A 21486-nucleotide genomic window follows, 5' to 3' on the forward strand; every position below is an offset into this window, starting at 1 on the left:
ATCTGGACGCACCTTGATTCAGGTCAACGTGGCGGGAGCAAGGAGGACAATGGGCAGCCGGAGGAGACCATCAGGGTGAGCCAGCGAAGCGCATCGCTGCGTGGGCCAGCTCAGAGCTCGATACGGTCACCGTAGGCGGGAATCTCGGCCGCGATGTCGCTGCGGGCGAGAGCCGCCTGCAGCGCCTGCTGGGCGCCAGGCTCGCCATGCACCAGATAGAAGCGCGGCCGGTTGCGGAAGGCCCCGGCCCAGCCCAGCAGCTGGGTCTGACCGGCGTGAGCGGAGAAGCCGCCGATGGTATGGACCTTCGCCTTGACCGCCAGGTCCCGACCCAGCACGCGGATCCGCTCGGCGCCGTCGACGATCTGGCGCCCCACCGTGCCCGCGGCCTGGAAGCCCACGATCACCAGCCGGGTATCGGCTCGCTCCAGGTTGTAGCGGAAATGGTGGATGATGCGCCCGCCGTTGCACATCCCCGCCCCGGCGATGATGATCACCCCGCCATGGAGGCGATTGATGGCCATCGACTCCTCCACCGTGCGCGTCATGCGCAGGATCGGCAGGTACTGGCTGGTGTCTCCGCTGGCGGCCACGTTGAGCACCTTGAGGTCGTCGGGATCCAGGGCCTTGCGGGCGCGGTGGTAGAGCTCGGTGACCTTGATCGCCATGGGGCTGTCGAGGAACACCATCTGCTGGCGCAGGCGCCCTTCGTGATAGAGCACGCTCAGATGGTAGAGGATCTCCTGGGTGCGCCCTACGGCGAAGGCAGGAATCAGCACGTTGCCGCCCGCTTCGTGAGCCTCTTCCAGCACCTGGGCGAACTCCTCTAGGGTCTCCTCCAGTGGCCGATGGTCGCGGTCGCCATAGGTGCTTTCCATCAGCACCAGGTCGGCGTCATAGAGCTTCTGGGGATCTTTCATCAGTACCGAGCTGGGATTGCCCAGATCTCCCGAGAAGACCAGCCGCTTCTGCTGCCCGCCGGAGGGCACGCCGAGTTCTACGATGGCCGACCCGAGGATATGGCCGGCGTCGTGGAACACCAGGGTCGCCCCGCCCGGCAGCCGGGTCGGCTGACCATAGGGGTGGGTCTCGCACAGCGATAGCGTCTGCGCCACGTCGTCCAGTTCATAGAGCGGCTCGACCAGCGGCTTGCCGTTCCGGCGGCGCCACTTGTTCTCCCATTCGACATCCTTGGCCATGATAAAGGCCGCGTCCTGGAGCATGATCTCCAGCAGGTCGCGGGTACCGCGGGTGCAGTGGATCGGCCCGTCATACCCCTCGCGGACGAGCTTCGGCAGCAGCCCCGAGTGGTCGAGATGGCCGTGGGAGAGCACCACCGCCTCGAGCTCACGGGGCAGCTTGCCGAAGGATCTGGCGTTGGCCTCGTCGGCATCGCCGCCGCCCTGGTGCAGGCCACACTCCAGCAGCAGCCGATGCGTGTGGCGATCGCCGTCTACCTCGAGGAGGTAGCGGGAACCGGTGACTTCCTTGACCGCACCCTGGAAGGTCAGTGTCGACATGGTCTCGCTCCCGGTGTCTGGCGTGGCGGGGCACGCTCGAGGCAGGCCCCTCTGCCCTCAGCATAACGGATTCGCGATATGTCGGCGCCGACGCGGCTAGACCTCCCCGGCGTGGTCTAGCTCCACCGCCTGGGACAGGCGCTCCGGCAGGTCGGGAATGGCCGCCTTGACGCGGTTCCAGCCGGGCGAGCCAGGCACGGGCCGGCGACCAGTCATAGCTGTGGTGGTCGAGCAGCGAGCCATCCAGGTCGGTGAAGACGAGGCGGGGCGGGCACGCGGATGGCGAAGCGGCTGAGGAGGGCATGGCGGGTCCGGCTCCAGGGTGGTGGACTCGTCATGCCCCAAGCAAGAGGCGCGCCAGAGCGTATCGAAAGCGCCCTGCCACGGGGACATATGACCCTTTCACGGGCCTCGGCAACGTCACCGCACCAGAAATAGAGATGGGACCGCACCACCATGGTGCGCCGTGATGGTGCGCAGCACTCCCATGCTGGCAGCATGCCTTGACAGCGGACATCGTCACTGGACAAAGGCCGCTCACGCATTAGCCAATCCATCGATTTACGCTAGCCAACATCACCAGATATTCGCTATTATTTAGCCACCATTTTCGTACATTTTATCAGGTAAGCCAATGATCAATCAGTCACCACTCTCACTGCTTGTCATGGGTGTATCCGGTTCTGGAAAGTCCCACATCGGCAGCCTGCTGGCCAGCACACTGCATGCCGACTTTATCGATGCCGATGACCATCACAGCCCGGCCAGCATCGCCAAGATGTCTCGCGGCGCCCCCCTCAACGACAGCGACCGTGAAGACTGGCTGCTCACCCTGGCCGGCCTTTATCGGCAGCATCACGATCAGGGCAAGGACCTCGTCATCGCTTGCTCGGCCCTGAAACGACGCTATCGCGATGCTCTTCGCCAGGGCGCACCTGGGCTCAAGATTCTCTATCTAGATGGCAGCCGGGAAATACTCCTGGAGAGGCTAGGCGGACGGGCAGGACACTTCTTTGCCGGCGAGAATATGCTGGACAGCCAGCTTCACGACCTAGAAAAGCCCGGCGGCGATGAGGCGATCAGCCTCGATATCCGCCAGAGCCCCAACAGAATAATCGAGATTTTTCTTTCCCGTATAGCACGCTAGCTGGATGGCTATCACCAGGCAATATGATGAATATAAAGCAAAAAGGATAAACAGAAATTTCAATAACAGCCGAGAAAAGAAAGAAGGGCAAATAGAAAAAAACAGTGCAATATCGCAGAAAAATCACATAACAACAGAACAATATCAGGCAACAATCGTCACCTGAATCAGGAATGGCTTACCTCCCAACGGTATCACCACGACTCCGCCATACTATCGATGGCCAGTTCAGTCGCCCCCCTGCTGATGGCGGCTGGCCAGGGCACAGATGCCGGCGAGGGTGGCATGATCGCTGTCGATCTCGCGCACCGTGCCCCCCATGAAGTCGATCGCCAGGCGATACAGGTGATTGAGCGCACAAGACCCGACCACCATCACCGGCGTGTCCGTGCCATGCAGCGCCACTTGGGTGCGCACCTCGTGACCGATCATCACGCCGGAGAGAAAGCTGCCCACCTGCTCGCCCTCGAGCCCGGCATACAGGTAGCGGCTACGTGCCTCGAACAGCGCATGCAGCAAGCCCGCCGGATGCCCTGCCACCTGCACGCCCTGCCGAAAGGCGACGACATCCACCTCGCCACCCTCACGTGAGGCCTCGCGAGCGGGTTCGCCCGGCAGAGTATGAAAGCACACCGCATGATAGAGCTCGCCGGTCATCATGGTGGTGAAGTCGACCAGCCGCCCGCCGGTCAGTGTCGCCCACTTGCTGTGGGTGCCCGGCAGGCAGCACAGGGCATCCTGCCGGCCGGCCAGCGCCAAGGCGCCGAAGGCCTGGACCTCCTCGCCGCGCATCACATCGACGTGGGCATCCCGCACTACCTTCACTCCCGGTACGATCCAGGCATTGGCCATCCCTGGGGCCGCCACCACATGCCGCGCCAGGGCGGAGGCATCGACCGGGAGCTCGAGCTGTGGTGCCTCGCTCCAGCCCCGCCTGGCCCCCACCATGCCGGCCAGATAGACCGGCACCTGGGCATCGTCGCGCCAGTCATCGACCTGCGCGGCGCAATAGTACGGGTACTCGCGACTGGTCATCGAACGCAGACCGGCATCCGAGCGGCGACTGCCCAGGCAGGCCCCGCTGTCACGATCGACCAGGAAGGCGCGAAAGTTGCTGGTCCCCCAGTCGATGGCGATCAGGCGACGCGATGTGGCAGCTTCCTTCATGCGTCGGCCTCGCGCTCGAGCCCTTCGGCGGTGGCCAGGCTTTCACAGGCACGATGATATTCGGCGATCAACCCATTGGCCGCCGTGCCGACCTGGGCGGCCGACCAGCCGGTGCGGTAGATGCTGCCGCCAAGCCCGAACCCGTCGACGCCGGCATTCAGCCACTCCAGCATGTTGGAAGTATCGATGCCGCCGACCGCAAACACCGGCAGCTCGGCTGGCAGCACGGCCTTGAGATCTTTGAAATAGCCAATGCCCATCCGCGCGGCAGGAAATAGCTTGAGCGCCGTTGCCCCGGCCCTGGCGGCCGCCAGCGCCTCACTGGGCGTCAGGCAGCCGATCATCGGTACCAGGCCCTGCTCCACTGCCGCATCAATCACCGCCGCATCGGTGTTGGGGGTGATCACCAGCGGCGCCGCGAGCTCCGCCAGCCGCGAGCAGGCATCGGCCGTCAGCACGGTGCCTGCGCCAATCACCACGTCTGGCGGGCAACGCCTTGCGATGCGCTCGAGGCTATCCCAGGGACACGGCGAATTCAGCGGAATCTCGATGAGCTTGATGCCAGCCTCGACCAGCGCATCGAAGATGGCATCGACTTCCTGCGGATTGATGCCGCGCAGGATCGCCACCAGCGGCAACTCGCGAAAGGCCGCGTGAAGCGCCGCCTGGTGCGTCTTGTTCATCAACTTAGTGTTCATGACTACCTCGCTGCAGACGCTCTCGCGTCGGTGTGGCGATGCGTGGATCGGGTCGCGCGCGGCCGGCACCCGATCACCATTCGGCGATGCTGCCGTCTTCATGGGTCCATACCGGATTGCGCCAGCGGTGGCCGATCTTGGCGCGCGCCTCGACGAACGCCTCGTCGATCTCGACACCCAGCCCCGGCCCCTGCGGAATCGCGCAGAAGCCGTCCTTGATCGACAGGGCCGACTTGTCGACCAGGTAGTCGAGCACGTCATTGTCCTGGTTATAGTGGATCCCCATGCTCTGTTCCTGGATGAAGGCGTTGTGGTTCACCGCATCGACATGCAGCGAAGCCGCCAGCGTCAGCGGCCCCAGCGGGCAATGCGGGGCCAGAGCCACGTCATGGCAAGAGGCCAGGGTGGCGATCTTCATGCCCTCACTGATGCCGCCGCAATGCGACAGGTCAGGCTGAACGATGTCGATCATGCCCTCCGCCAGGAGGTCGCGGAACTCGAAGCGAGTGTGCAGCCGCTCGCCGGTGGCCAGCGGATAACCGAGCCCCCCGGCAATATGCTTCAGGCACGGGAGGTGCTCGGGCGCCACCGGCTCCTCGACGAACATCGGATGGTAGGGCTCCAGCTCGCGCAGCAGCGACTTGGCCATCGGCCGATGTACACGACCATGGAAGTCGATGGCGATGCCGACGTCCGGACCGACCGCCTCGCGGGCCTCGGCGACCCGCCCTACCGCCTCGTCGATCTTGCGATGCGAATCGACGATCTGCATTTCCGACGAACCGTTCATCTTGAAGGCGGTGAAGCCTTGCTCGACCAGCCGGCTGGCCCCTTCCCCCACATCGCCGGGCCGATCACCACCGGTCCAGGCGTACATGCGCATCTTGTCACGCACCTTGCCGCCCAGAAGCTGGTAGACCGGCACGTTGAGATCACGCCCCTTGAGGTCCCACAGGGCCTGGTCGATGCCGGCGATGGCACTCATCAAGATCGGGCCACCACGGTAGAAGCCGGCCCGGTAGAGGGTATTCCACAGATGCTCGATGCGATGGGGATCCTGGCCCACCAGGTAGTCGGCCAGTTCGTGAACGGCGGCCTCCACGGTGGCGGCACGCCCCTCGACCACCGGTTCGCCCCAGCCGTAGCAGCCCTCGTCGGTCTCGATCTTGAGAAACAGCCAGCGCGGCGGCACCTGCCAGGTCTTCAGCTTGGTAATCTTCATAGGGAGTCCGTTAACGGGCCCAGTGGGACAGTCGAACAGAGACTGCCCCGCTGGGTATTAGACCAGCCACATGGCCAGGTCGGGGAAGAACAGCAGGGCGAACAGCACACAGAGCTGAATGGCGATGAACGGCAGCAGCGAGACGAAGATATCCTTGAGACTGATGCCGGCGGGCGCCACGCTCTTGAGGTAGAAGGCCGCCGGGCCGAACGGGGGCGACAGGAAGGAGACCTGCATGTTGACCGCGAACAGGATGCCGAACCAGATCGGGCTGTAGCCCAGTTCGACGACGATCGGCACGAAGATCGGCAGGGCCAGCATCGCCACCCCGATCCAGTCGAGGAACATGCCCAGCACCAGCAGGATCGCCATCATCACCAGCAGGATCACGATCGGCTCGACCTCCATGCCGAGGATCAGCTGCGAGATGAAGCGGTTGCCCCCCATCAGGTTATAGACCCCGACCAGCGCCGCGGCACCGATCCCGATCCAGATGATCATGCCGCAGGTGGTCATGGTCTGGCCGAGACTGCCGTGCAGCGTCTTCAGGGAAAACTCACCGCGCAGCAGGATCGCCAGCAGTACCCCGAACACGCCCATCGCCGCGGCTTCGGTCACCGAGGCCACGCCCCCATAGATCGAGCCCAGCACCATGAAAGCGATCAGCCCCGGCACCATGATGGCCTTGAGCGCCTGCCAGCGGTTGGAGAAGCCCTCGTCGCGGTCGGCATCGGTCATCGGCGGACCCATGCTCGGGTTGCGCAGGCAGCGCACCAGCACATAGGCGATGTAGGAGCCCATCAGGATCACCGCCGGGGTGATGGCGGCGGTAAACAGGTCGGCAATCGACACGCTGGCGATCAGGCCGTAGATGATCAGCACGATCGAGGGCGGCATCATGGTGCCCAAGGCCCCGCCCGCGCAGACCACGCCGATCGACAGGTACTTGTCATAGCCCAGGCGCAGCATCTGTGGCAGCGCCAGGATACCCAGCAGTACGATCTCGCCGCCGATGATGCCCGACAGCGCCGCCAGGAAGAAGGCCACCACGATGGTCTGCACCGCGACCCCGCCCGGCAGGCGGCCGGCGAAGACCCGCATGGCGTTGAACAGATCCTTGGCGATGCCGGATCGATCCAGTAACGAGGCCATCAATACGAACATCGGCACCGCCACCAGCGAATACTCGGTGACGAAGCCGAACACCCGGCTGGTGACCAGCGGCAAGGCGTTGCCACCGAACCAGCCGAAGGTAAAGATCAGTGCCACCAGGCCGGTGATAAAGGCCAGCGGCAGCCCGGTGACCAGCAGGGCGAAGATCGCCCCGACCATCAATAGCGTTGCGTCGGCGATATCCATTATTCGGCCCCCTTGTCATGGGGCGCGACCGTGACGGATTTGCCGCGCAATGATTGAACGACATGGATAAAGGCCTGCACGCACATGATGAACAGTGCGATCATGATCACGCCCTTGACCATGGCCGGAAATGGCGGGTTCCAGGAGGTGCCCGAGCGCTCCAGCGACCACTCGCCGAACGGATTATGGGAGGCATCCCAGAACATCACGAAGGCGGCATAGCTCATCGTCAGGCAGAACCCAAGCGTCACTATGTCGTTGAAGCGATCCAGCCAGATCTTGAACTGAGGCCCGACCTGGTCGTAGAGCACCCGCACGCGAATGTGCTGGTTGCTGGCCAGGGCCGCGGGCCCCCCGAGAGCAAAGCTGACGGCCACCAGCATGACCACGCTTTCATGCACCCACGAGGTGGGCGAGTTGAAGCCATAGCGCATGATGACCTCGAAGACGCTGATGCCCATGGCGATGAACACCAGCCAGGCGGCGCCGCGAGCACATTGCATCACGGCACGATCGAAGACACCGCGGACCGGATCGCCATTGCTGGACTCTGGCTCACTCGCGGTGGCGGCGATGCGCTCGTCATCGTGCGTCACGCCGGCCGCCTCGTGGCGACGGGTGGGTCGAGACATGACGTTTCCTCTCACTTGAACAGGAACGGCAGTACCGCCACCGGGCGCTCGGTGGCGATGCTGCCGATGCAGGGCCGGGAACTCAGTCACGGCCCCGGGCGGGTTACATGAGATTGTGATCCTGCAGGTAGGTCACCACGGAGTCGTAGTACTTCTGGGTGATCTCGTTCTTCTCGGCCCAGACCGCCCACTCTTCCTTGGCGATATTGCGGAACTTGGCACGCTCGTCGGCCGGCATATCGATGATCTCGATGTCCGGATTCTCGCTCACTTTCTTCACCGCCGCCATGTCACGTGCCTTGAGCATGGCCACCATCTCGTAGGACATGCTGTCGACGGAGGTTTCGAGAATGGCCTTCAGGTCAGCCGGCAGCCCATCCCAGATATCCTTGTTGAGCGACACCGAGACCATCGGCAGTGAGTGGAAGCCCGGATAGTTCGGATAGGGCGCGAACTCGTAGAGCCCCTGGTCATAGTTGGTGGCGAAGACCGTATAGTCGGCGGCATCGATCACGCCCTTCTCGAGGGCGGTATAGACCTCGGAGCCCGGCAGGTTGACCGGGGTAGCGCCGGCCTTCTCGAAGATGTTGTAGACCATGCCCTGAGGCGCACGCAGCTTGAGGCCCTGAAGGTCCTCGACGGAGCGGATCGGGCGCTTGGAGGGCAGCGCCTCGAGGCCGGTGGCCGCCGCCCCGATCAGGTGCACGCCATAGGGCTCAGCCAGCTCGTTGTAGATCTCCTCGCCGCCGGCGTAATTCATGTAGTCGAGGAATTCCACCGGGTCTCCCCAGGCACCGACCAGGTTGCCCATCATGCCGAAGGCCGGGTTCTGACCGGAGAAATAGCTCGGATCGGTCAGGTGGCCCTGGAGGATGTTGGCGCTGACCGCCTGCAGGGTTTCGGTCGCCCCCACCACCGCATTGACCGGCAGGATCTCGATCTCGATGCGCCCCCCCGACATGGTGTTGACGTTCTCGGCCCAGGCCTTCTTGAGCTCGAACTGCGGCTCGCCGGAGGTCTCCGATGTCTGGAAGGTCCATTCGTATTCCGCCGCCTGGGCGCCGAAGGCCAGGGTGCCGAGCACGGCCGCGGTCAGGGCCTTGAGGGCGAAGGGTTTGAGAGGCGTGACATTTTGCATGGTGCGATTCCTCGTCATCGATGAAAAGTGAGGTTGTTATTTTCGGTACGCGAAGGCACCGCGGTCGGCCCGATCACGTCGTCATGACACGGGCGGCAATGCACCCGGCAGGCGCAAGTGGGAAAGCGGCGTGGTGAAGATGCTATCGATGCCCAGGTCCAGCCCGGTGCGCTCGAGCACACGCAGGGCGGCCTGTTCGGCCTCGTCGGGACGACGCAGGCGAATGGCCTCCATCAACCGGCGATGGCGCTCCATGCTGTCCTGCAGCTCGTCGGCACTGTGGTTCGAGGTCTCGACCAGCAGCGCGATCGCCGGCTTGAGCACATGGCTGATCTGCGCCCACAGCAAGTTGTGCGTGGCCGAGAAGATCGCCTCATGAAAGGCCACGTCATAGTCGTCGTGACTGATGCCCTGATGACAGTGATCGGGCGCCTCGAGCGCCTGGATCATGCCGAGGTAGGCGGCCTCGATATCATGCAGGTCGGCCCCGGTGGCATGCTCGGCCGCCTGACGGGCCACGAAGGGTTCCACCGCCACTCGAAAGGCGAAGATTTCGCGACGGATACGCGGATTAGGCTGGGCGAAACGCGCCATCCAGTCGCTGACCCTTGGGTCGAGCAGATGCCACTGCGCCAGCTCCTGGACACGACTGCCCTGCCCCGAGATCCGCTTGATCATGCCGGCCGCCACCAGCGACTGCAGGGCGCTGCGCACGGTGCTGCGACTCACGCCATAGGTCTCGCAGAGGTCGAGCTCCTTGGGCACGAAATCGCCCGGCGCGTAGACACCGCCGAAGATGGCCTCGGCCAGCTGTTCGGCGATATCCGGCCGTGAGGCACGACCGCTTGAGGTGGAAGGTGCTTGGCCCATGATGAAGCTGCCCGACGTGTATGTTTGTTGAAATGCTATGTCTGACATAGCATCAACCAACAACGGACATAGTGCCTTTAGACAATGGTCGCGTTCTTACCATTGCCGCCCGTCGGTGCGTCTTGGCGAGGCGGAATATCGGCCAGGGCGAACGACAGACCAAACAAGAGCCACCGAGCCAGGTCACCAGCACCCACAAAAAACGCCCCGGCCGGTGGCCGGGGCGCTTCATGTACTGCGTAGAGGTCGGGCAGGCGCCCTGAGGCTCAGTCGCGATAGACCGGCAGGCGTGCGCAGACCGCCTCGACCTTGGCCTTCACCTCGGCCTCGATGGCGGCGGTGTCATCCCCGGCGGCCATGACGTCGAGGATGTCGCAGATCCAGCCGGCCAGCTCGCGGCACTCGGTCTCACCGAAGCCGCGGGTGGTCACCGCCGGGGTGCCGATGCGCAGGCCCGAGGTGACGAAGGGGCTCTGCGGATCGCCCGGCACGGCGTTCTTGTTGACGGTGATGTGGGCGCGGCCCAGGGCGGCGTCCGCATCCTTGCCGGTCAGGCCCTGCTTGATCAGCGAGAGCAGGAAGAGGTGATCCTCGGTGCCGCCGGAGACGATGTCGAAGCCGCGCTCGATGAACACCCCGGCCATGACCTGGGCGTTGGTGACCACCTGCTGCTGGTAGGCCTTGAACTCGGGCGCCATGGCCTCCTTGAAGCAGATCGCCTTGGCGGCGATGACGTGCTCCAGCGGGCCGCCCTGGCCACCCGGGAAGACTGCGGACTGCAGTTTCTTCTCGATCGCCTCGTCACCCTCGGCGGAGAGGATCAGGCCGCCGCGCGGGCCGCGCAGGGTCTTGTGGGTGGTGGTGGTGACCACGTGGGCATGGGGCAGCGGCGTCGGGTAGACCCCGGCGGCCACCAGGCCGGCCACATGAGCCATGTCGACCAGCAGGTAGGCGCCCACCTCGTCGGCAATCTCGCGGAACCTGGCCCAGTCGATGATCTGGGAGTAGGCGGAGAAGCCGGCGATGATCATCTTCGGCTGGTGCTCGCGGGCCAGGCGCGCCACCTCCTCGTAATCGATCAGGCCGCTGTCGTCGAGACCGTACTGGATCGCCTCGTAGTGCTTGCCGGAGAAGTTGGGCCGGGCGCCGTGAGTCAGGTGACCGCCGGCGTCGAGGCTCATGCCGAGGATGGTGTCGCCCGGCTTGACCAGCGCCTGGAAGACGGCGCCGTTGGCCTGGGAGCCGGAGTGCGGCTGGACGTTGGCGTAGCTCGCCCCGAACAGCTCCTTGGCGTAATCGATGGCCAGCTGCTCGACGATGTCCACGTACTCGCAGCCGCCGTAGTAGCGCTTGCCGGGATAGCCTTCTGCGTACTTGTTGGTCAGCTGGCTGCCCTGGGCTTCCATCACCCGCGGGCTCGCGTAGTTCTCGGAGGCGATCAGTTCGATGTGCGCCTCCTGTCGAGCGACTTCCTTCTGCATCGCATCGAACAGGGCGTCATCGAAACCGGCAATCTGCATGTCACGGCTGAACATCGGCGGGAAACCTCGCATCACGGGAGAATCTGGGGGGACACATGATACCCCAGGCCCCGGCGGCTTTCACATGAAAGGCGATCATGGGCAGGGCTATCGCCGTTGGCAACATCGCTCAAGGCTTTCCCGGCGACAGGCCTTCGAGGGGGCGCTGTGAATACCTCCCTGTACGCTACCTCCGCCTTCCCTGGCCTCCGGCCCCCCTCTTCGACCTGTCCCCGGCGCCTTCCGCTTTCGAGGCCGAGCTAACGGCGATAGCCCTGCGATCATGGGCCACCGCCGGGTCGTTCAAGCGCCCGGCACCCGGGCAGTGGCTTCGGCTCAGCGGCTCTCCACGCGCATCTCCAGACGCTCCGGCAGCGCCAGAGGATCGGCGGAGAGCGCCTCGAGCTCGCTCTCAGCGGGCAGGGTCAGCGCGATGGCAAGCTCGCTGGCCTCGCCCGCCATCATCGCCACCAGGCCGGTGAAGAACGCCTCGATCTCCGGGCCAAGCATCATGCCAAAACCCTGGGCTTGGGTGCGCGCCTGCTCCAGGAAAGCCGCCTCGCTGAGGCCTTGGCTTGCCGCCATGATCGTCGGCAAGCGCCCGAAGAGTCCCAGATCGGTGAGCGTGGCGTCGATCCGACCGCCGAGCAGGGTCACCCCCTCCAGGCTCTCCATGCGGGCCAGGTAGTCGGCCGGCACCACGCCCTCGGGCAGGCGTACCGGCAGGTCGGCGTCCAGCGCCCAGCCGAAGGCCTCCTCGGCGGTGAGCGTCAGCTCGCCCAGCAGCCGGCTGGCGGCGTCGCCCGACTCCCAGCGCCCGGAGGAGTCGGCGTCGAGGCGCAGCCGTCCGCTGCCATCGGTCAGCACGTTGCTGAGCATGCGCAGCCGAGTGCGCTCCGCCTCCGGGGCCAGGGCGATCATTCGCGCCAGGTCGAGCTCCAGCGCCTCGAGCCGGAAGCCCCCCTCGCCGTCGGTCATGTCGCCATCGGCCTCGAGGGACGACAGGGACGCCACGAGCCGATCGAAATCGAGGCTCAGGTCGCGCACCTCGAGGCGATCCAGCTCACGCTCCTCTGCCGCGCCCTCGAGGCCGCGCAGTCCCTCCACCCGGGCGAAGGCCAGGGCGAAGGTGCCGCTGCCGAACTCGTCATCGCCCGCGGCCTTGCCCTTCACCCCACTGATCTCCAGGACGTCGAGGGCGTCGCGGCTCACCCCCGCGGCCTGCAGGCGCTCGACGGTGATCCGCCCGCGGTCTGTTCTGGCGCCCTGTTCCGACGCCTGAGCGTCGAACTCGGCGGAAAGCGCCTCGACGGTGAGCCCGTCAACGGTGACATCCGCCGGCCAGGTCTCCTCGTGCAGAGGCAGGACCGCTCGGGACGGGGTGTCGAGCAGTAGCGTCTCGGCGACGAGCCGCGACTGCTCGCGACCGGGCGTCTCTAGGCGAATCCCCTCGATGCGCACCTCGTCGGGGCGGTCGTAGTCGCCGCTGACCATATAGCGATCGAGCCACAGCTGCTGGCCATCGGGGCCGGCGAAATGCAGATCGTGGGCGGTGACTCGGTCGCGAATCAGCGCCTCCTCGACCTCGCCGATCTCGAGCGTGCCCTCATCGGCGAACAGCGCGCGCAGGTCGGCCTCCAGCCGCTCGGTCGGGCCGCGCTCGGTCGGTCCGCGCTCATCGGCCAGCGCCGGCAGGGAGATCGACAGTATCAGCGCGGCCAGCAGGGCCTGGCGGGACATCGAACGCATGGCAACACCTCTCGAACCTGGGGGAATGGAAGTTGGGGGAAGTAGGGAGTGTGGAACGCAGGGAGGGGAATGCAGTGAACTGGCAGTCTAGTCGCTTCGCGCGGGCCCGGGCCAGGCTCAGCACGGCGCGGCCAGGCGTGCTTCCAGCCGACGATTGATCTGCTCGAACAGGGCGAGGCGCGCGACGCGCTTGTCGTCGCAGGCGACCAGCGCCCACTCGGCGCCCGGCACCTGGGTGCGGGCGAACATCTCGTCGATGGCCACCCGATAGTCCTCCCAGCGCCGGCGGTTGCGCCAGTCCTCGTCGGTGAGCTTGTGGCGCTTGTGGGGCGTGGCGGCCCGCGCCTCGAAGCGGCGCAGCTGCTCCTCCTGGCTGATGGAGAGGAACAGCTTGCCGAGCACGGCGCCGTGGGCCAGCAGCTGGCGCTCGAACTCACGGATCTCGGTATAGGCCCGCCGCCACGCCGCCTCGGGGGCCAGCCCCTCGATCCGCTCCACCAGCACCCGGCCGTACCAGCTGCGATCGAAGATGGCGATGCGCCCATCGGCCGGCAGGCGACGCCAGAAGCGCCAGGCCCAGGGCAGTGCCCGCTCCTCGTCGCTGGGGGCAGCGATGCGATGAACCCGGTACTGGCGGGCGTCCAGCGCCGCGGTGACACGGTGGATGCCGCCGCCCTTCCCCGCCGCGTCGAGGCCCTCGAAGGCGAGCACCACCGGGATGCGCCGGCGGGCCACCTCTCGGGCGTTGCGGGCCAGCCGGCCCTGGGCCTCGGCCAGCGCGGCGGCGTAGCTCGCCTTCTTCATGGGCGCCGCCACCCGAGGCTCGGCGCGGCGGATCGAGGGGGGATCCGGGGCCTCGTCGAGCGTCGTCTCCGGCACGGTACGGGGCGGGGTCGATGGTGCGATCAGGGTCTCGTGGACCAGGCCCGCCAGCTGCTCGAGCTGCGCCGCCGGGTCGCGGAAGGCGAGCCGGCGCCAGGGCGCATGCTCACCGGCGGTGGCCTCGCGCATCTCGCGCCCCAGGGCGTCGATGACGCCATGCTGCTGATGGCGCTGCCAGTCGCTGACCCCGAGCTGCCAGGCGCGGACCGGATCGGCCTGCAGGGCCTGGAGCTGGCGGCGCTGGACGGGACGCTCGATATCCATCCACAACTTGAGCAGGACCACGCCCTCGGCGGCGAGCCCCGCCTCGAAGGCGCGGATCTCCGCCAGCCGATCCCGGAAGCCCCCCGGCGAGAGGCGCCGCTCCGCCCGGGCAAAGAGAGCATCGCCGTACCAGCCGTGGATGAAGATGCCGATCCGCCCGCGGTCGGGCAGGCGGCGCCAGTAGCGCCACCAGTAGGGGCGCTCCTGCTCCTCGCTGCTGGGCGCGAGGGCGTGCACCTCGGTGTGGCGGTTATCCAGCCAGTGATCGAGCTCGTTGACGAGCCACCCCTTGTGGGTGACGGCGTGGCCGGTCAGCAGCACAACCACCGCCCGTTCGCGGTGACGGGCGAGGTCGAGCTGCGCCTCGAGCAGGCGGGCGCGCAGGGTGTGGGTCGTCATGGACACGCCTCAGGCCTCGCCGAGCAGGCCGAGGCTCGCCGCCGGCGCCTGGCGACGCAGGCCCCGGGAGAGCAGGTGGCCGATGACGCCGATCAGCACGGCGCCCACCACCGGCAGGGTCAGCCACAGCCCCCAGTGGAAGCGCGGCGCCAGGTCGAACCAGGCGAGATAGATCCCGGCGGCGGCGAGCTCCGCCAGCAGGGCGCCCATCAGGCCGCTGGCGAAGCCGAGCACGGCGAACTCGGCCGCCTGCATCCGCGAGAGCAGCCGATTACCGGCGCCGAATACCCGCAGCAGGCCGCTCTCGTGGGCACGCACCGGCAGACTCGCGGTCAACGCTGCATAGAGCACGCTGATGCCGGCCAGCAGCACGAAGCCGAGCACCAGCTCCACCGCCCGGGTGACCTGGGTCAGCACCTCGCGCACCTGGCCAAGTATCGCCTCCACGTCGAGCAGGGTGACGCCCGGGAACTCGCGCACCAGCTCGCGCAGCAGGTCGCGATCGTCATCGCCGAGATGGAAGGCGGTGATGAAGCTGTGACCGAAACGCTCCAGCACCCCGGGCGGGAAGATCACGAAGAAATTGGGCCGGAAGCTCTCCCAGTCGAGGCTGCGCAGGCTCGTCACCTCGCCGACCACCTCGTCGCTGCCGATGGTGAAGGTCAGGCGATCCCCGAGGTCGAGGCCGAGACGCGCGGCCAGGCCGTCCTCCACGGAGATCGGCACCGCCGAGTCGCCGGCAATCGACGCGTGGGCCGCCGGGCGCGGCTCGGCGGCGACCTCGTCGAGCCAGCCGGCCGACGCGCGAGACGCATCGGCCTCGAACCACTCTCCGGCCACCACCCGGTTGCCCTCGGGCAGGGTCTCGCGCCAGGTCAGGTTGAGCTCGCGGCGCAGGGCGTTGTCGCCGCGCGACTCCGCCGGCACCGCCTCCTGGGGGACCTCGCCGTCGATGGCGCTGATGCGCCCGCGGACCATGGGGTAGAGCGCGCTGCGCGCATCCGCGGCGCCGGCCAGGGCCGCCTCGAAGGCATCCCGCTCCTGGGGCTGGATATTGATGGCGAAGTGGTTAGGCGTGTCCTCCGGCAGCTGGGCCTGCCAGGTGGTGAGCAGGTCACCGCGCACCAGGACGATCATGGCCACGGCGAAGAAGGTCACCGAGAAGGCCAGCAACTGGCCGAGACTCGCCCGACGACGCCGCGCCAGCTGCTGGCCGCCCAGGCGCACGGCCGTGATCAGCCCCTCCGCCTTGCCACTCTCCCGAGGCAGGCGCGCGGTGGCACGCAGCACCAAGGCCAGCAGCCCCCCGCCGAGCCCCCAGAGCACCACCAGCATCACCAGGCCGCCGAGCAGCAGGCCGGCCGCGAGCCCCAAGTCGCCGGAGTAGAGCCACAGCAGGCCGCCGAAGACCAGCGCCGCCACGCCCACCACCAGCCAGGCGGAGGGCGGCAACGGGTCGAGCTCGCGGCGCAGCACCTTGAGGGCGCTGACCCGCTTAAGGCGCAGCAGGGTGGGCCCGGCGAAGCCGGCCAGCACCGCCAGGGCGGTGAACACCCCGAGCCACAGTGGCAGCATCCCCGGGGCGGGCAGGCTGAACGGCAGGAAAGTCGACAGCAGCCGCACCAGCAGCGCCTGCCCGACCAGGCCCAGCAGGGCACCCAGCGCGGAGGCCGCCAGCGCCAGCCACGCCAGCTGCAGCACGAACAGCCGCAGCAGCTCCCGCTGGGTGGCGCCGAAGCAGCGCAGCAGCGCCGCGGTATCGAGGTGGCGATCGACGTAGCGGCGAGTCGACATGGCCACGGCCACCCCGGCCAGCAGCACGGCGGCGAGCCCCGCCAGGCCCAGATACTTCTCGGCCCGCGCCAGGGCGTTGCCGAGGGAGGGGCGGTCGCGACGCACGTCGCGCACCTCGACGCCCTCGCGACGCAACCGCTCCAGCAGCGGCTCGACCCGCGCCACCGCCTCGGCGCTGCCGGCGGCCAGCAGCTCGAACTCCACCCGGGAGCCCTCCTGGACGAGGCCGGTGGCGTCCAGGTCGTCGACATGCATCATCAGCCGCGGATTGAAGCTGCCGAAGCCGGCCGACTGGTCGGGCTCGCGCTCGATGATCCCACCGACCGCAAGCTCGGTCTGCCCCAGGCGGATCCGGTCGCCCACCTCGAGTTCCATCAGCAGCGCCAGGCGCGGCGCCACCCAGGCCTCGCCCGGCGCCGGGCCGCGGGGCAGCGCCTCGACGCCGTCGCCGCGATCGACCCGAGCCGTGCCGTAGTGGGGATAGACGCTATCGACGACCTTCAGGCTGGCCGGCTGGAAGGCGTCGCCGCGGCTGACCATGGAGACCATGTCGACCTGGTCGGAGAGCGTCAGGCCCGCGTCCTCGAGGGTCTGGCGGATCTCGTCATCGAAGGGCCGCCCCTGCTCCAGCACCACGTCACCGCCTGAGAGCTGGCCGGCCTGACGGGTCAGGCCGCGGTCGAGACGGTCGAGGAAGAAGCCGATCATGGTAGAGGCCGCCACGGCCAGCGCCAGGGCCAGCGCCAGGGCCCTCACGTCGCTGGCGCGCAGGTCGCGAATCAGGCCGCGGGCCGAGAGGCGCAGCAGGGTCGGCCAGGCGGTACGCCTCATGCCATCACCTCCTCGGGGGCCATCTCGGCCAGCCGGCCGCCCTCCAGGCGCAGGCAGCGATCGCAGCGCCGCGCCAGGGCGTGATCATGGGTCACCAGCACCAGGGTGGTGCCGGCCTCGCGGTTGAGGGAGAAGAGCGCCTCGATGATGCGCTCGCCGGTGACCGGATCCAGGTTGCCGGTGGGCTCGTCGGCGAACACCAGCTCGGCCCCGGTGACGAAGGCCCGGGCCAGGGCCACGCGCTGCTGCTCGCCCCCGGAGAGCTGCTTCGGCAGGTGATCCAGGCGCTCGCCGAGGCCGACACGGTCGAGCCAGCCCCGGGCCCGCGCCTCGGCGCCCGGGCTCGGCGAGAGCTCCAGCGGCAGCAGCACGTTCTCCAGCGCCGTCAGGGTGGGCAGCAGCTGGAAGTTCTGGAACACGAAGCCCACCCGCCCGGCACGCAGCGAGGCGCGGCCATCCTCGTCGAGGGCGCCAAGCGACTGGCCGAACAGTGACAGCTCTCCGCCGCTGGGCGTGTCCAGCCCCGCCAGCAGCCCCAGCAGGGTCGACTTGCCGGCGCCGCTCTGGCCGAGGATCGCCACGCTTTCGCCGGGGAACACCGAGAGGGAGAGACCACTCAGAATGGTCAGTCGCCGCTCGCCGCTCTCGACCTGCTTGGAGAGCGCGTCGGCGTGTAGAATCGGATCGATACCCGGGCGAGAGGAGATGGACATGGCGAAGGGCTTCCCTGTGAATGCGTTGGGCCGGCAGGCGGCGCTGACACTCTCCGCACTATGGCTGGCGCTACTGCTGATGCTGGCAGATGCCACGGCGCTGGCGGCGTCGCGCCCGGTGGTGCTGGTCATGGGCGACAGCCTCAGTGCGGCCTACGGCATCGAGCAGCGAGCCGGCTGGGTCAGTCTGCTGCAGGCCCGCCTGGACGGGAAGGCGCGCGTCGTCAACGCCAGCATCAGCGGCGAGACCTCGAGCGGCGCCGCCGCCCGGCTTCCCGACCTTCTCCGACAGCACCGCCCGGAGATCGTTGTCCTCGAGCTCGGCGGCAACGACGGCCTGCGCGGCCTGCCGCCGGGGCAGATGCGCGCCAACCTCGCGGCGATGATCGAGGCCAGCCAGGCGGCGGAGGCCGAGGTGCTGCTGCTCGGCATCGACATCCCGCCCAACTACGGGCAGGCCTACCGCGACGCCTTCACCGGCGTCTTCACGCGGCTCGCCCACGCGCATGACCTGTCGTTGGTGCCCTTCCTGCTCGAGGGCGTGGCCCTGGAGGCCGACCTGATGCAGGACGACGGCATTCACCCCACCGCCGCCGCCCAGCCGCGGATCCTGGAGAACATCTGGCCGGCGCTCGCGCCGCTGCTCGAGGAGAACGGCGTGGCGCCGACCGCGATCGCTCAGGATTGAGGCGCCGACACGGGGCTCTTCTGCCACTGCTGTAGCCCCAGACCACCCAGGATCAATACCAGGCCCACCAGGGTGGAGGGCAGGATCGGTTCGCCGACGATGAAGAACAGCATCAGCAACGAGACCGGCGGCGACAGGAAGATCAGGTTCGAGACCTTCGCCGTGCGCGACACCTTGTGCACGGCCAGCTGCCAGAGCACGAAGGCGATGCCCATCTCGAACAGCCCCACGTAGACCCCGGCGCCGAGCCCCGCCCAGCCGTGCCACTCGAGGCCGGGGCCGAGCAGCAGCAACAGCGTCAGCACCGGCACTCCGACGCTGAAGTTCTGCCACTGGCCGACCAGCGCCGGGCGGTGATCGCGTACATTGAGCAGCCAGTAGAGCGCCCAGAGCAGCGTCGAGGCGAGCGCCAGGCCGACGCCCAGGGGATCGGCGAAGGCCACGTCGAAGACCGCGCCGCGGGTGGCGATGACCCACACCCCCGCGTAAGCGATCAGCCCGGCGATCACGTCCATCCGGGTGAGGCGCTGGCCCAGCAGCGGCACGGCCAGGAAGGCCATCGCCAGCGCCCAGGTGTAGTTGAGCGCCATCGCCTCCTGGCCCGGCAGGCGATCATAGGCGGCGAAGAGCACCAGGTAGTAGGCCACCGGATTCATCAGCCCCGCCCAGGCCGCGGTGCGCCAACCGTGCTTGAGCGCCTGGCCCAGCAGGCCCTGTCGCGCCACCAGCACGCCCATCAGTGCCCAGGAGACCAGCGAGGCGAGCCACATCAGCTCCAGCGGCGACATGTAGGTGAGTGCGACCTTGAAGGCGGTGGCCACGGTGGACCAGAGCGCCACCGCGCCCAGGCCGAAGAGCATCGCCTGGCGATCCGAGTGCGCGATCGCCGACCTCATCGGTCGATGTGTCCGAGATCGCGGTCGGGGTCGAGGCGATCGCGTACCGCCTGCTTGAGCGCCTTGATGTCGGGGAAGCCGCCGTCGCGCTTGCGCTCCCAGAGAGAGACCTCGTCGAGGAAGATCTCGAAATAGCCGCCGTGCGAGGGCACCAACTCGACGCCGTCGAGGTCCTCTCCGAAGGTCGACAGCAGCTCCTGGGCGTACCAGGCGCTGCGCAAGAGCCACTGGCACTGAGTACAGTAGTGAATTCTGATGCGTGACATGGGACCTCGGGTGTCGCGACAATGAAGACGTCGATGATAACAGTCAGGGAGTCGTGATGGCCGCCCGCGAGATCAGCCAGACCCGCCTCTCTGAGTGGCTCACCGGCGATGATGATAGCCGGATGTGTCGGGACATCCCCGACGAGGCCTGCCGGGAGCAGCCGCGCAACTTCTTCCTGCACCTCGCCGCCGCGCTGGGCAACAAGCTGGCCGACGAGCTCTCCAGCGCCCGGCTGGTGCTGCCCTGGCTCCTGGGGATGATCGGCGCACCGCTGTGGATGGTCGGCCTGCTGGTACCGATCCGCGAGGCCGGCGCGCTGCTGCCTCAGGTGTTCATCGCGGGCTTCATCCGCCTGAAGCCCGAGCGCAAGTGGGTCTGGGTGCTCGGCGGCACCCTCCAGGCGATCGCCGCGGGCCTGCTCGCCCTGCTGGCCCTGTTCGGCCACGGCGGCCTCGGTGGGGCGCAAGACCTATGTCGTCGATATGGCCGGGGCCGACAACCGGGCCCTCTATGTGGCACTCTCCAATACGCTCACCGGCGTGCTGTTGCTGGCCGTGGGTGGCCTGGTGGGCCTGCTGGCCCAGTGGCTCGGCAGCGCCGGACTGCTGGCCGTGCTGGCCCTGATGGGCTGGCCGCCGCTGCCAGTGCGCAACGCCTGCCCGAGATGGAGTGATCGTCGCGCCGCGAGGCGCGTTGAAATCCCGCCGCCGGCTGGCCATGATACTGCTAATATCCCCGCCCCCGCCGACGCCTGGATGCGCGCCGGGGCACCGCGACAGGAAGCCCCTGCATGAAACGATCCCCGCTGATCAGCCCGGAACTGCTGGAACGCATCGTCGATGCCTCTGAGGACGGCATCGTGGTCGCCGAGCAGGAGGGCGACGAGAACATCCTGATCTACGTCAACCAGGGCTTCGAGCGCCTCACCGGCTACAGCGCCGACGAGATCCTCTACCAGGACTGCCGCTTCCTGCAGAACGAGGACCGCGACCAGCCCGGGCTCGATGCCATCCGCCGCGCCCTCAAGGAGGGATACCCCTGCCGCGAGGTGCTGCGCAACTACAAGAAGGACGGCACCCTGTTCTACAACGAGCTCTCCATCACGCCGGTGCACGACGAGGACGACAACCTCAACTACTACATCGGCGTGCAGAAGGACGTCACCGAGCGGGTCGAGGCACAGCTTGAGCTCGAGCGGATCAAGGCCGAACACGGCCTCTCCTGAGCCGCCCGTCGGTCCACTTCTGGGGACCACGGCGCGCCGGCGAAAAAATCCCGCCCGGGGCTTGTTCTCCTCCCGCCATGACGATATATAGCCAGCAGGCAACACGCATTGCCGCTGGCGCTTCAGGCTCCCTGCCGGGGACGCGAAGCGATCTATCGCTGTGCCGACGGCTCTGGCCCTCGGCCCGGGCCATGAGAGGACTTCGCATGAGCCATGAACCCCTTCTCGACACCCCCTTCGACGACGATCAGGACTACCTGAGCGCGGTCAACGACGAACCCGCCGATGCGCGCCCGGCGAGTCGCGCCAATACCCTGAGGGCGCGCCGCCGCGTGGAGGCGCTGATCGAGGAGCGCCGCCTGCGCCGCGCCATCACCGACGACTGGTCCCTCGACGACGCGTTCGAGGAAGAAGAGGAAGAGTAGCCCCTCTCCCGGGCCCGGCAGAGGCTGGCCTTTGCCGTCCCCTGGCTCTATCATCGTGGCCACCGAAACTCCCCAACCAA

Annotated in this window: 19 protein-coding genes and 2 pseudogenes; 5 read left to right on the forward strand and 16 right to left on the reverse strand. The window is 67.4% G+C overall.

The window, feature by feature from the left end; translation table 11 throughout:
- Positions 1-110: 110 nt before the first annotated feature.
- A complete protein-coding gene (locus FEI13_RS13305; RefSeq protein WP_138182005.1) occupies positions 111-1520 on the reverse strand; it encodes an MBL fold metallo-hydrolase RNA specificity domain-containing protein in 1410 nt (469 codons plus the stop codon).
- Between the two features lie 175 nt (positions 1521-1695).
- Positions 1696-1824: pseudogene (locus FEI13_RS19510) on the reverse strand (HAD-IIB family hydrolase); the annotation flags it as partial.
- A 330-nt stretch (positions 1825-2154) separates the two neighbouring features.
- On the opposite strand from FEI13_RS19510, the gene FEI13_RS13315 reads away from it, so the two are divergent.
- Complete coding sequence (locus tag FEI13_RS13315; protein ID WP_240036524.1) at positions 2155-2667, forward strand: gluconokinase; 513 nt, start codon at positions 2155-2157, stop codon at positions 2665-2667.
- Between the two features lie 228 nt (positions 2668-2895).
- Here the strand turns inward: FEI13_RS13315 and FEI13_RS13320 are convergent, their stop codons facing one another.
- The 12 genes from FEI13_RS13320 to FEI13_RS13375 all read right to left on the reverse strand — a co-directional run bounded on the left by FEI13_RS13320 (position 2896) and on the right by FEI13_RS13375 (position 17905).
- Positions 2896-3834: a 2-dehydro-3-deoxygalactonokinase gene (locus FEI13_RS13320; protein ID WP_138182006.1), complete on the reverse strand. Its 939-nt coding sequence runs from the start codon at positions 3832-3834 to the stop codon at positions 2896-2898.
- Positions 3831-4532, reverse strand: a complete 702-nt coding sequence (locus FEI13_RS13325) for a 2-dehydro-3-deoxy-6-phosphogalactonate aldolase (protein WP_240036525.1) — start codon at positions 4530-4532, stop codon at positions 3831-3833. Before FEI13_RS13325 ends, FEI13_RS13320 begins: the two co-directional genes overlap by 4 nt.
- Positions 4533-4605: 73 nt before the next feature.
- Positions 4606-5754 carry a galactonate dehydratase gene (dgoD, locus tag FEI13_RS13330; RefSeq protein ID WP_138182007.1) on the reverse strand — a complete coding sequence of 383 codons (1149 nt, stop codon included), beginning with the start codon at positions 5752-5754 and terminating at the stop codon, positions 4606-4608.
- Positions 5755-5811: 57 nt separating this feature from the next.
- A complete protein-coding gene (locus FEI13_RS13335; RefSeq protein ID WP_138182008.1) occupies positions 5812-7113 on the reverse strand; it encodes a TRAP transporter large permease in 1302 nt (433 codons plus the stop codon).
- A complete protein-coding gene (locus FEI13_RS13340; RefSeq protein ID WP_138182009.1) occupies positions 7113-7745 on the reverse strand; it encodes a TRAP transporter small permease subunit in 633 nt (210 codons plus the stop codon). Before FEI13_RS13340 ends, FEI13_RS13335 begins: the two co-directional genes overlap by 1 nt.
- A 103-nt stretch (positions 7746-7848) precedes the next feature.
- Entirely contained in the window at positions 7849-8883 is a 1035-nt protein-coding gene (locus tag FEI13_RS13345; RefSeq protein ID WP_138182010.1) for a TRAP transporter substrate-binding protein, read from the reverse strand.
- 81 nt (positions 8884-8964) lie between these two features.
- A complete protein-coding gene (locus tag FEI13_RS13350) occupies positions 8965-9753 on the reverse strand; it encodes a FadR/GntR family transcriptional regulator (protein WP_138182011.1) in 789 nt (262 codons plus the stop codon).
- Positions 9754-10019: 266 nt separating this feature from the next.
- Positions 10020-11288: a serine hydroxymethyltransferase gene (gene glyA, locus FEI13_RS13355; RefSeq protein WP_138182012.1), complete on the reverse strand. Its 1269-nt coding sequence runs from the start codon at positions 11286-11288 to the stop codon at positions 10020-10022.
- Between the two features lie 321 nt (positions 11289-11609).
- On the reverse strand, positions 11610-13022 hold the full coding sequence (locus FEI13_RS13360; RefSeq protein WP_138182013.1) for a hypothetical protein: 1413 nt from the start codon (positions 13020-13022) through the stop codon (positions 11610-11612).
- Between the two features lie 117 nt (positions 13023-13139).
- The gene (locus tag FEI13_RS13365) at positions 13140-14567 is read right to left on the reverse strand and encodes a polyphosphate:AMP phosphotransferase (protein WP_138182014.1); all 1428 of its coding nucleotides are present in this window, start codon (positions 14565-14567) and stop codon (positions 13140-13142) included.
- 9 nt (positions 14568-14576) lie between these two features.
- Entirely contained in the window at positions 14577-17192 is a 2616-nt protein-coding gene (locus FEI13_RS13370) for an ABC transporter permease (protein ID WP_138182015.1), read from the reverse strand.
- A complete protein-coding gene (locus tag FEI13_RS13375) occupies positions 17189-17905 on the reverse strand; it encodes an ABC transporter ATP-binding protein (protein WP_138182016.1) in 717 nt (238 codons plus the stop codon). The genes FEI13_RS13370 and FEI13_RS13375 overlap by 4 nt, the downstream gene beginning before the upstream one ends.
- On the opposite strand from FEI13_RS13375, the gene FEI13_RS13380 reads away from it, so the two are divergent.
- Complete coding sequence (locus FEI13_RS13380) at positions 17904-18593, forward strand: arylesterase (protein ID WP_240036526.1); 690 nt, start codon at positions 17904-17906, stop codon at positions 18591-18593. The genes FEI13_RS13375 and FEI13_RS13380 overlap by 2 nt on opposite strands.
- Here the strand turns inward: FEI13_RS13380 and FEI13_RS13385 are convergent.
- Both FEI13_RS13385 and FEI13_RS13390 read right to left on the reverse strand, forming a co-directional pair.
- The gene (locus FEI13_RS13385; RefSeq protein WP_240036527.1) at positions 18584-19489 is read right to left on the reverse strand and encodes a DMT family transporter; all 906 of its coding nucleotides are present in this window, start codon (positions 19487-19489) and stop codon (positions 18584-18586) included. The genes FEI13_RS13380 and FEI13_RS13385 overlap by 10 nt on opposite strands.
- The gene (locus FEI13_RS13390) at positions 19486-19755 is read right to left on the reverse strand and encodes an Rdx family protein (protein WP_138182017.1); all 270 of its coding nucleotides are present in this window, start codon (positions 19753-19755) and stop codon (positions 19486-19488) included. Before FEI13_RS13390 ends, FEI13_RS13385 begins: the two co-directional genes overlap by 4 nt.
- 56 nt (positions 19756-19811) lie before the next feature.
- Here FEI13_RS13390 and FEI13_RS13395 point away from each other — a divergent pair.
- The 3 genes and pseudogenes from FEI13_RS13395 to FEI13_RS13405 all read left to right on the forward strand — a co-directional run.
- A pseudogene (locus FEI13_RS13395) lies at positions 19812-20219 on the forward strand (MFS transporter); the annotation flags it as partial.
- Between the two features lie 327 nt (positions 20220-20546).
- Positions 20547-20981 (forward strand): PAS domain-containing protein, encoded by a 435-nt coding sequence (locus tag FEI13_RS13400; protein ID WP_138182018.1) that lies wholly within the window; start codon positions 20547-20549, stop codon positions 20979-20981.
- A gap of 206 nt (positions 20982-21187) precedes the next feature.
- Complete coding sequence (locus tag FEI13_RS13405; RefSeq protein WP_138182019.1) at positions 21188-21406, forward strand: PA3496 family putative envelope integrity protein; 219 nt, start codon at positions 21188-21190, stop codon at positions 21404-21406.
- The last annotated feature ends 80 nt before the right edge of the window (positions 21407-21486 follow it).

The sequence above is a fragment of the Halomonas urmiana genome (assembly GCF_005780185.1).
In the GTDB taxonomy this organism is placed as follows: Bacteria; Pseudomonadota; Gammaproteobacteria; order Pseudomonadales; family Halomonadaceae; genus Halomonas; species Halomonas urmiana.

Excerpts from the sequence above, each read along its gene's own strand:
- FEI13_RS13325 (WP_240036525.1), bottom strand. The coding sequence starts at position 4,532 with ATGAACACTAAGTTGATGAACAAGACGCACCAGGCGGCGCTTCACGCG.
- dgoD (WP_138182007.1), bottom strand. The coding sequence starts at position 5,754 with ATGAAGATTACCAAGCTGAAGACCTGGCAGGTGCCGCCGCGCTGGCTG.
- FEI13_RS13380 (WP_240036526.1), top strand. The coding sequence starts at position 17,904 with ATGGCGAAGGGCTTCCCTGTGAATGCGTTGGGCCGGCAGGCGGCGCTG.
- FEI13_RS13365 (WP_138182014.1), bottom strand. The coding sequence starts at position 14,567 with ATGACGACCCACACCCTGCGCGCCCGCCTGCTCGAGGCGCAGCTCGAC.
- FEI13_RS13305 (WP_138182005.1), bottom strand. The coding sequence starts at position 1,520 with ATGTCGACACTGACCTTCCAGGGTGCGGTCAAGGAAGTCACCGGTTCC.
- FEI13_RS13390 (WP_138182017.1), bottom strand. The coding sequence starts at position 19,755 with ATGTCACGCATCAGAATTCACTACTGTACTCAGTGCCAGTGGCTCTTG.
- FEI13_RS13405 (WP_138182019.1), top strand. The coding sequence starts at position 21,188 with ATGAGCCATGAACCCCTTCTCGACACCCCCTTCGACGACGATCAGGAC.
- FEI13_RS13320 (WP_138182006.1), bottom strand. The coding sequence starts at position 3,834 with ATGAAGGAAGCTGCCACATCGCGTCGCCTGATCGCCATCGACTGGGGG.
- FEI13_RS13400 (WP_138182018.1), top strand. The coding sequence starts at position 20,547 with ATGAAACGATCCCCGCTGATCAGCCCGGAACTGCTGGAACGCATCGTC.
- FEI13_RS13375 (WP_138182016.1), bottom strand. The coding sequence starts at position 17,905 with ATGTCCATCTCCTCTCGCCCGGGTATCGATCCGATTCTACACGCCGAC.
- FEI13_RS13350 (WP_138182011.1), bottom strand. The coding sequence starts at position 9,753 with ATGGGCCAAGCACCTTCCACCTCAAGCGGTCGTGCCTCACGGCCGGAT.
- FEI13_RS13385 (WP_240036527.1), bottom strand. The coding sequence starts at position 19,489 with ATGAGGTCGGCGATCGCGCACTCGGATCGCCAGGCGATGCTCTTCGGC.
- FEI13_RS13335 (WP_138182008.1), bottom strand. The coding sequence starts at position 7,113 with ATGGATATCGCCGACGCAACGCTATTGATGGTCGGGGCGATCTTCGCC.
- FEI13_RS13340 (WP_138182009.1), bottom strand. The coding sequence starts at position 7,745 with ATGTCTCGACCCACCCGTCGCCACGAGGCGGCCGGCGTGACGCACGAT.
- FEI13_RS13345 (WP_138182010.1), bottom strand. The coding sequence starts at position 8,883 with ATGCAAAATGTCACGCCTCTCAAACCCTTCGCCCTCAAGGCCCTGACC.
- FEI13_RS13315 (WP_240036524.1), top strand. The coding sequence starts at position 2,155 with ATGATCAATCAGTCACCACTCTCACTGCTTGTCATGGGTGTATCCGGT.
- glyA (WP_138182012.1), bottom strand. The coding sequence starts at position 11,288 with ATGTTCAGCCGTGACATGCAGATTGCCGGTTTCGATGACGCCCTGTTC.
- FEI13_RS13370 (WP_138182015.1), bottom strand. The coding sequence starts at position 17,192 with ATGAGGCGTACCGCCTGGCCGACCCTGCTGCGCCTCTCGGCCCGCGGC.
- FEI13_RS13360 (WP_138182013.1), bottom strand. The coding sequence starts at position 13,022 with ATGCGTTCGATGTCCCGCCAGGCCCTGCTGGCCGCGCTGATACTGTCG.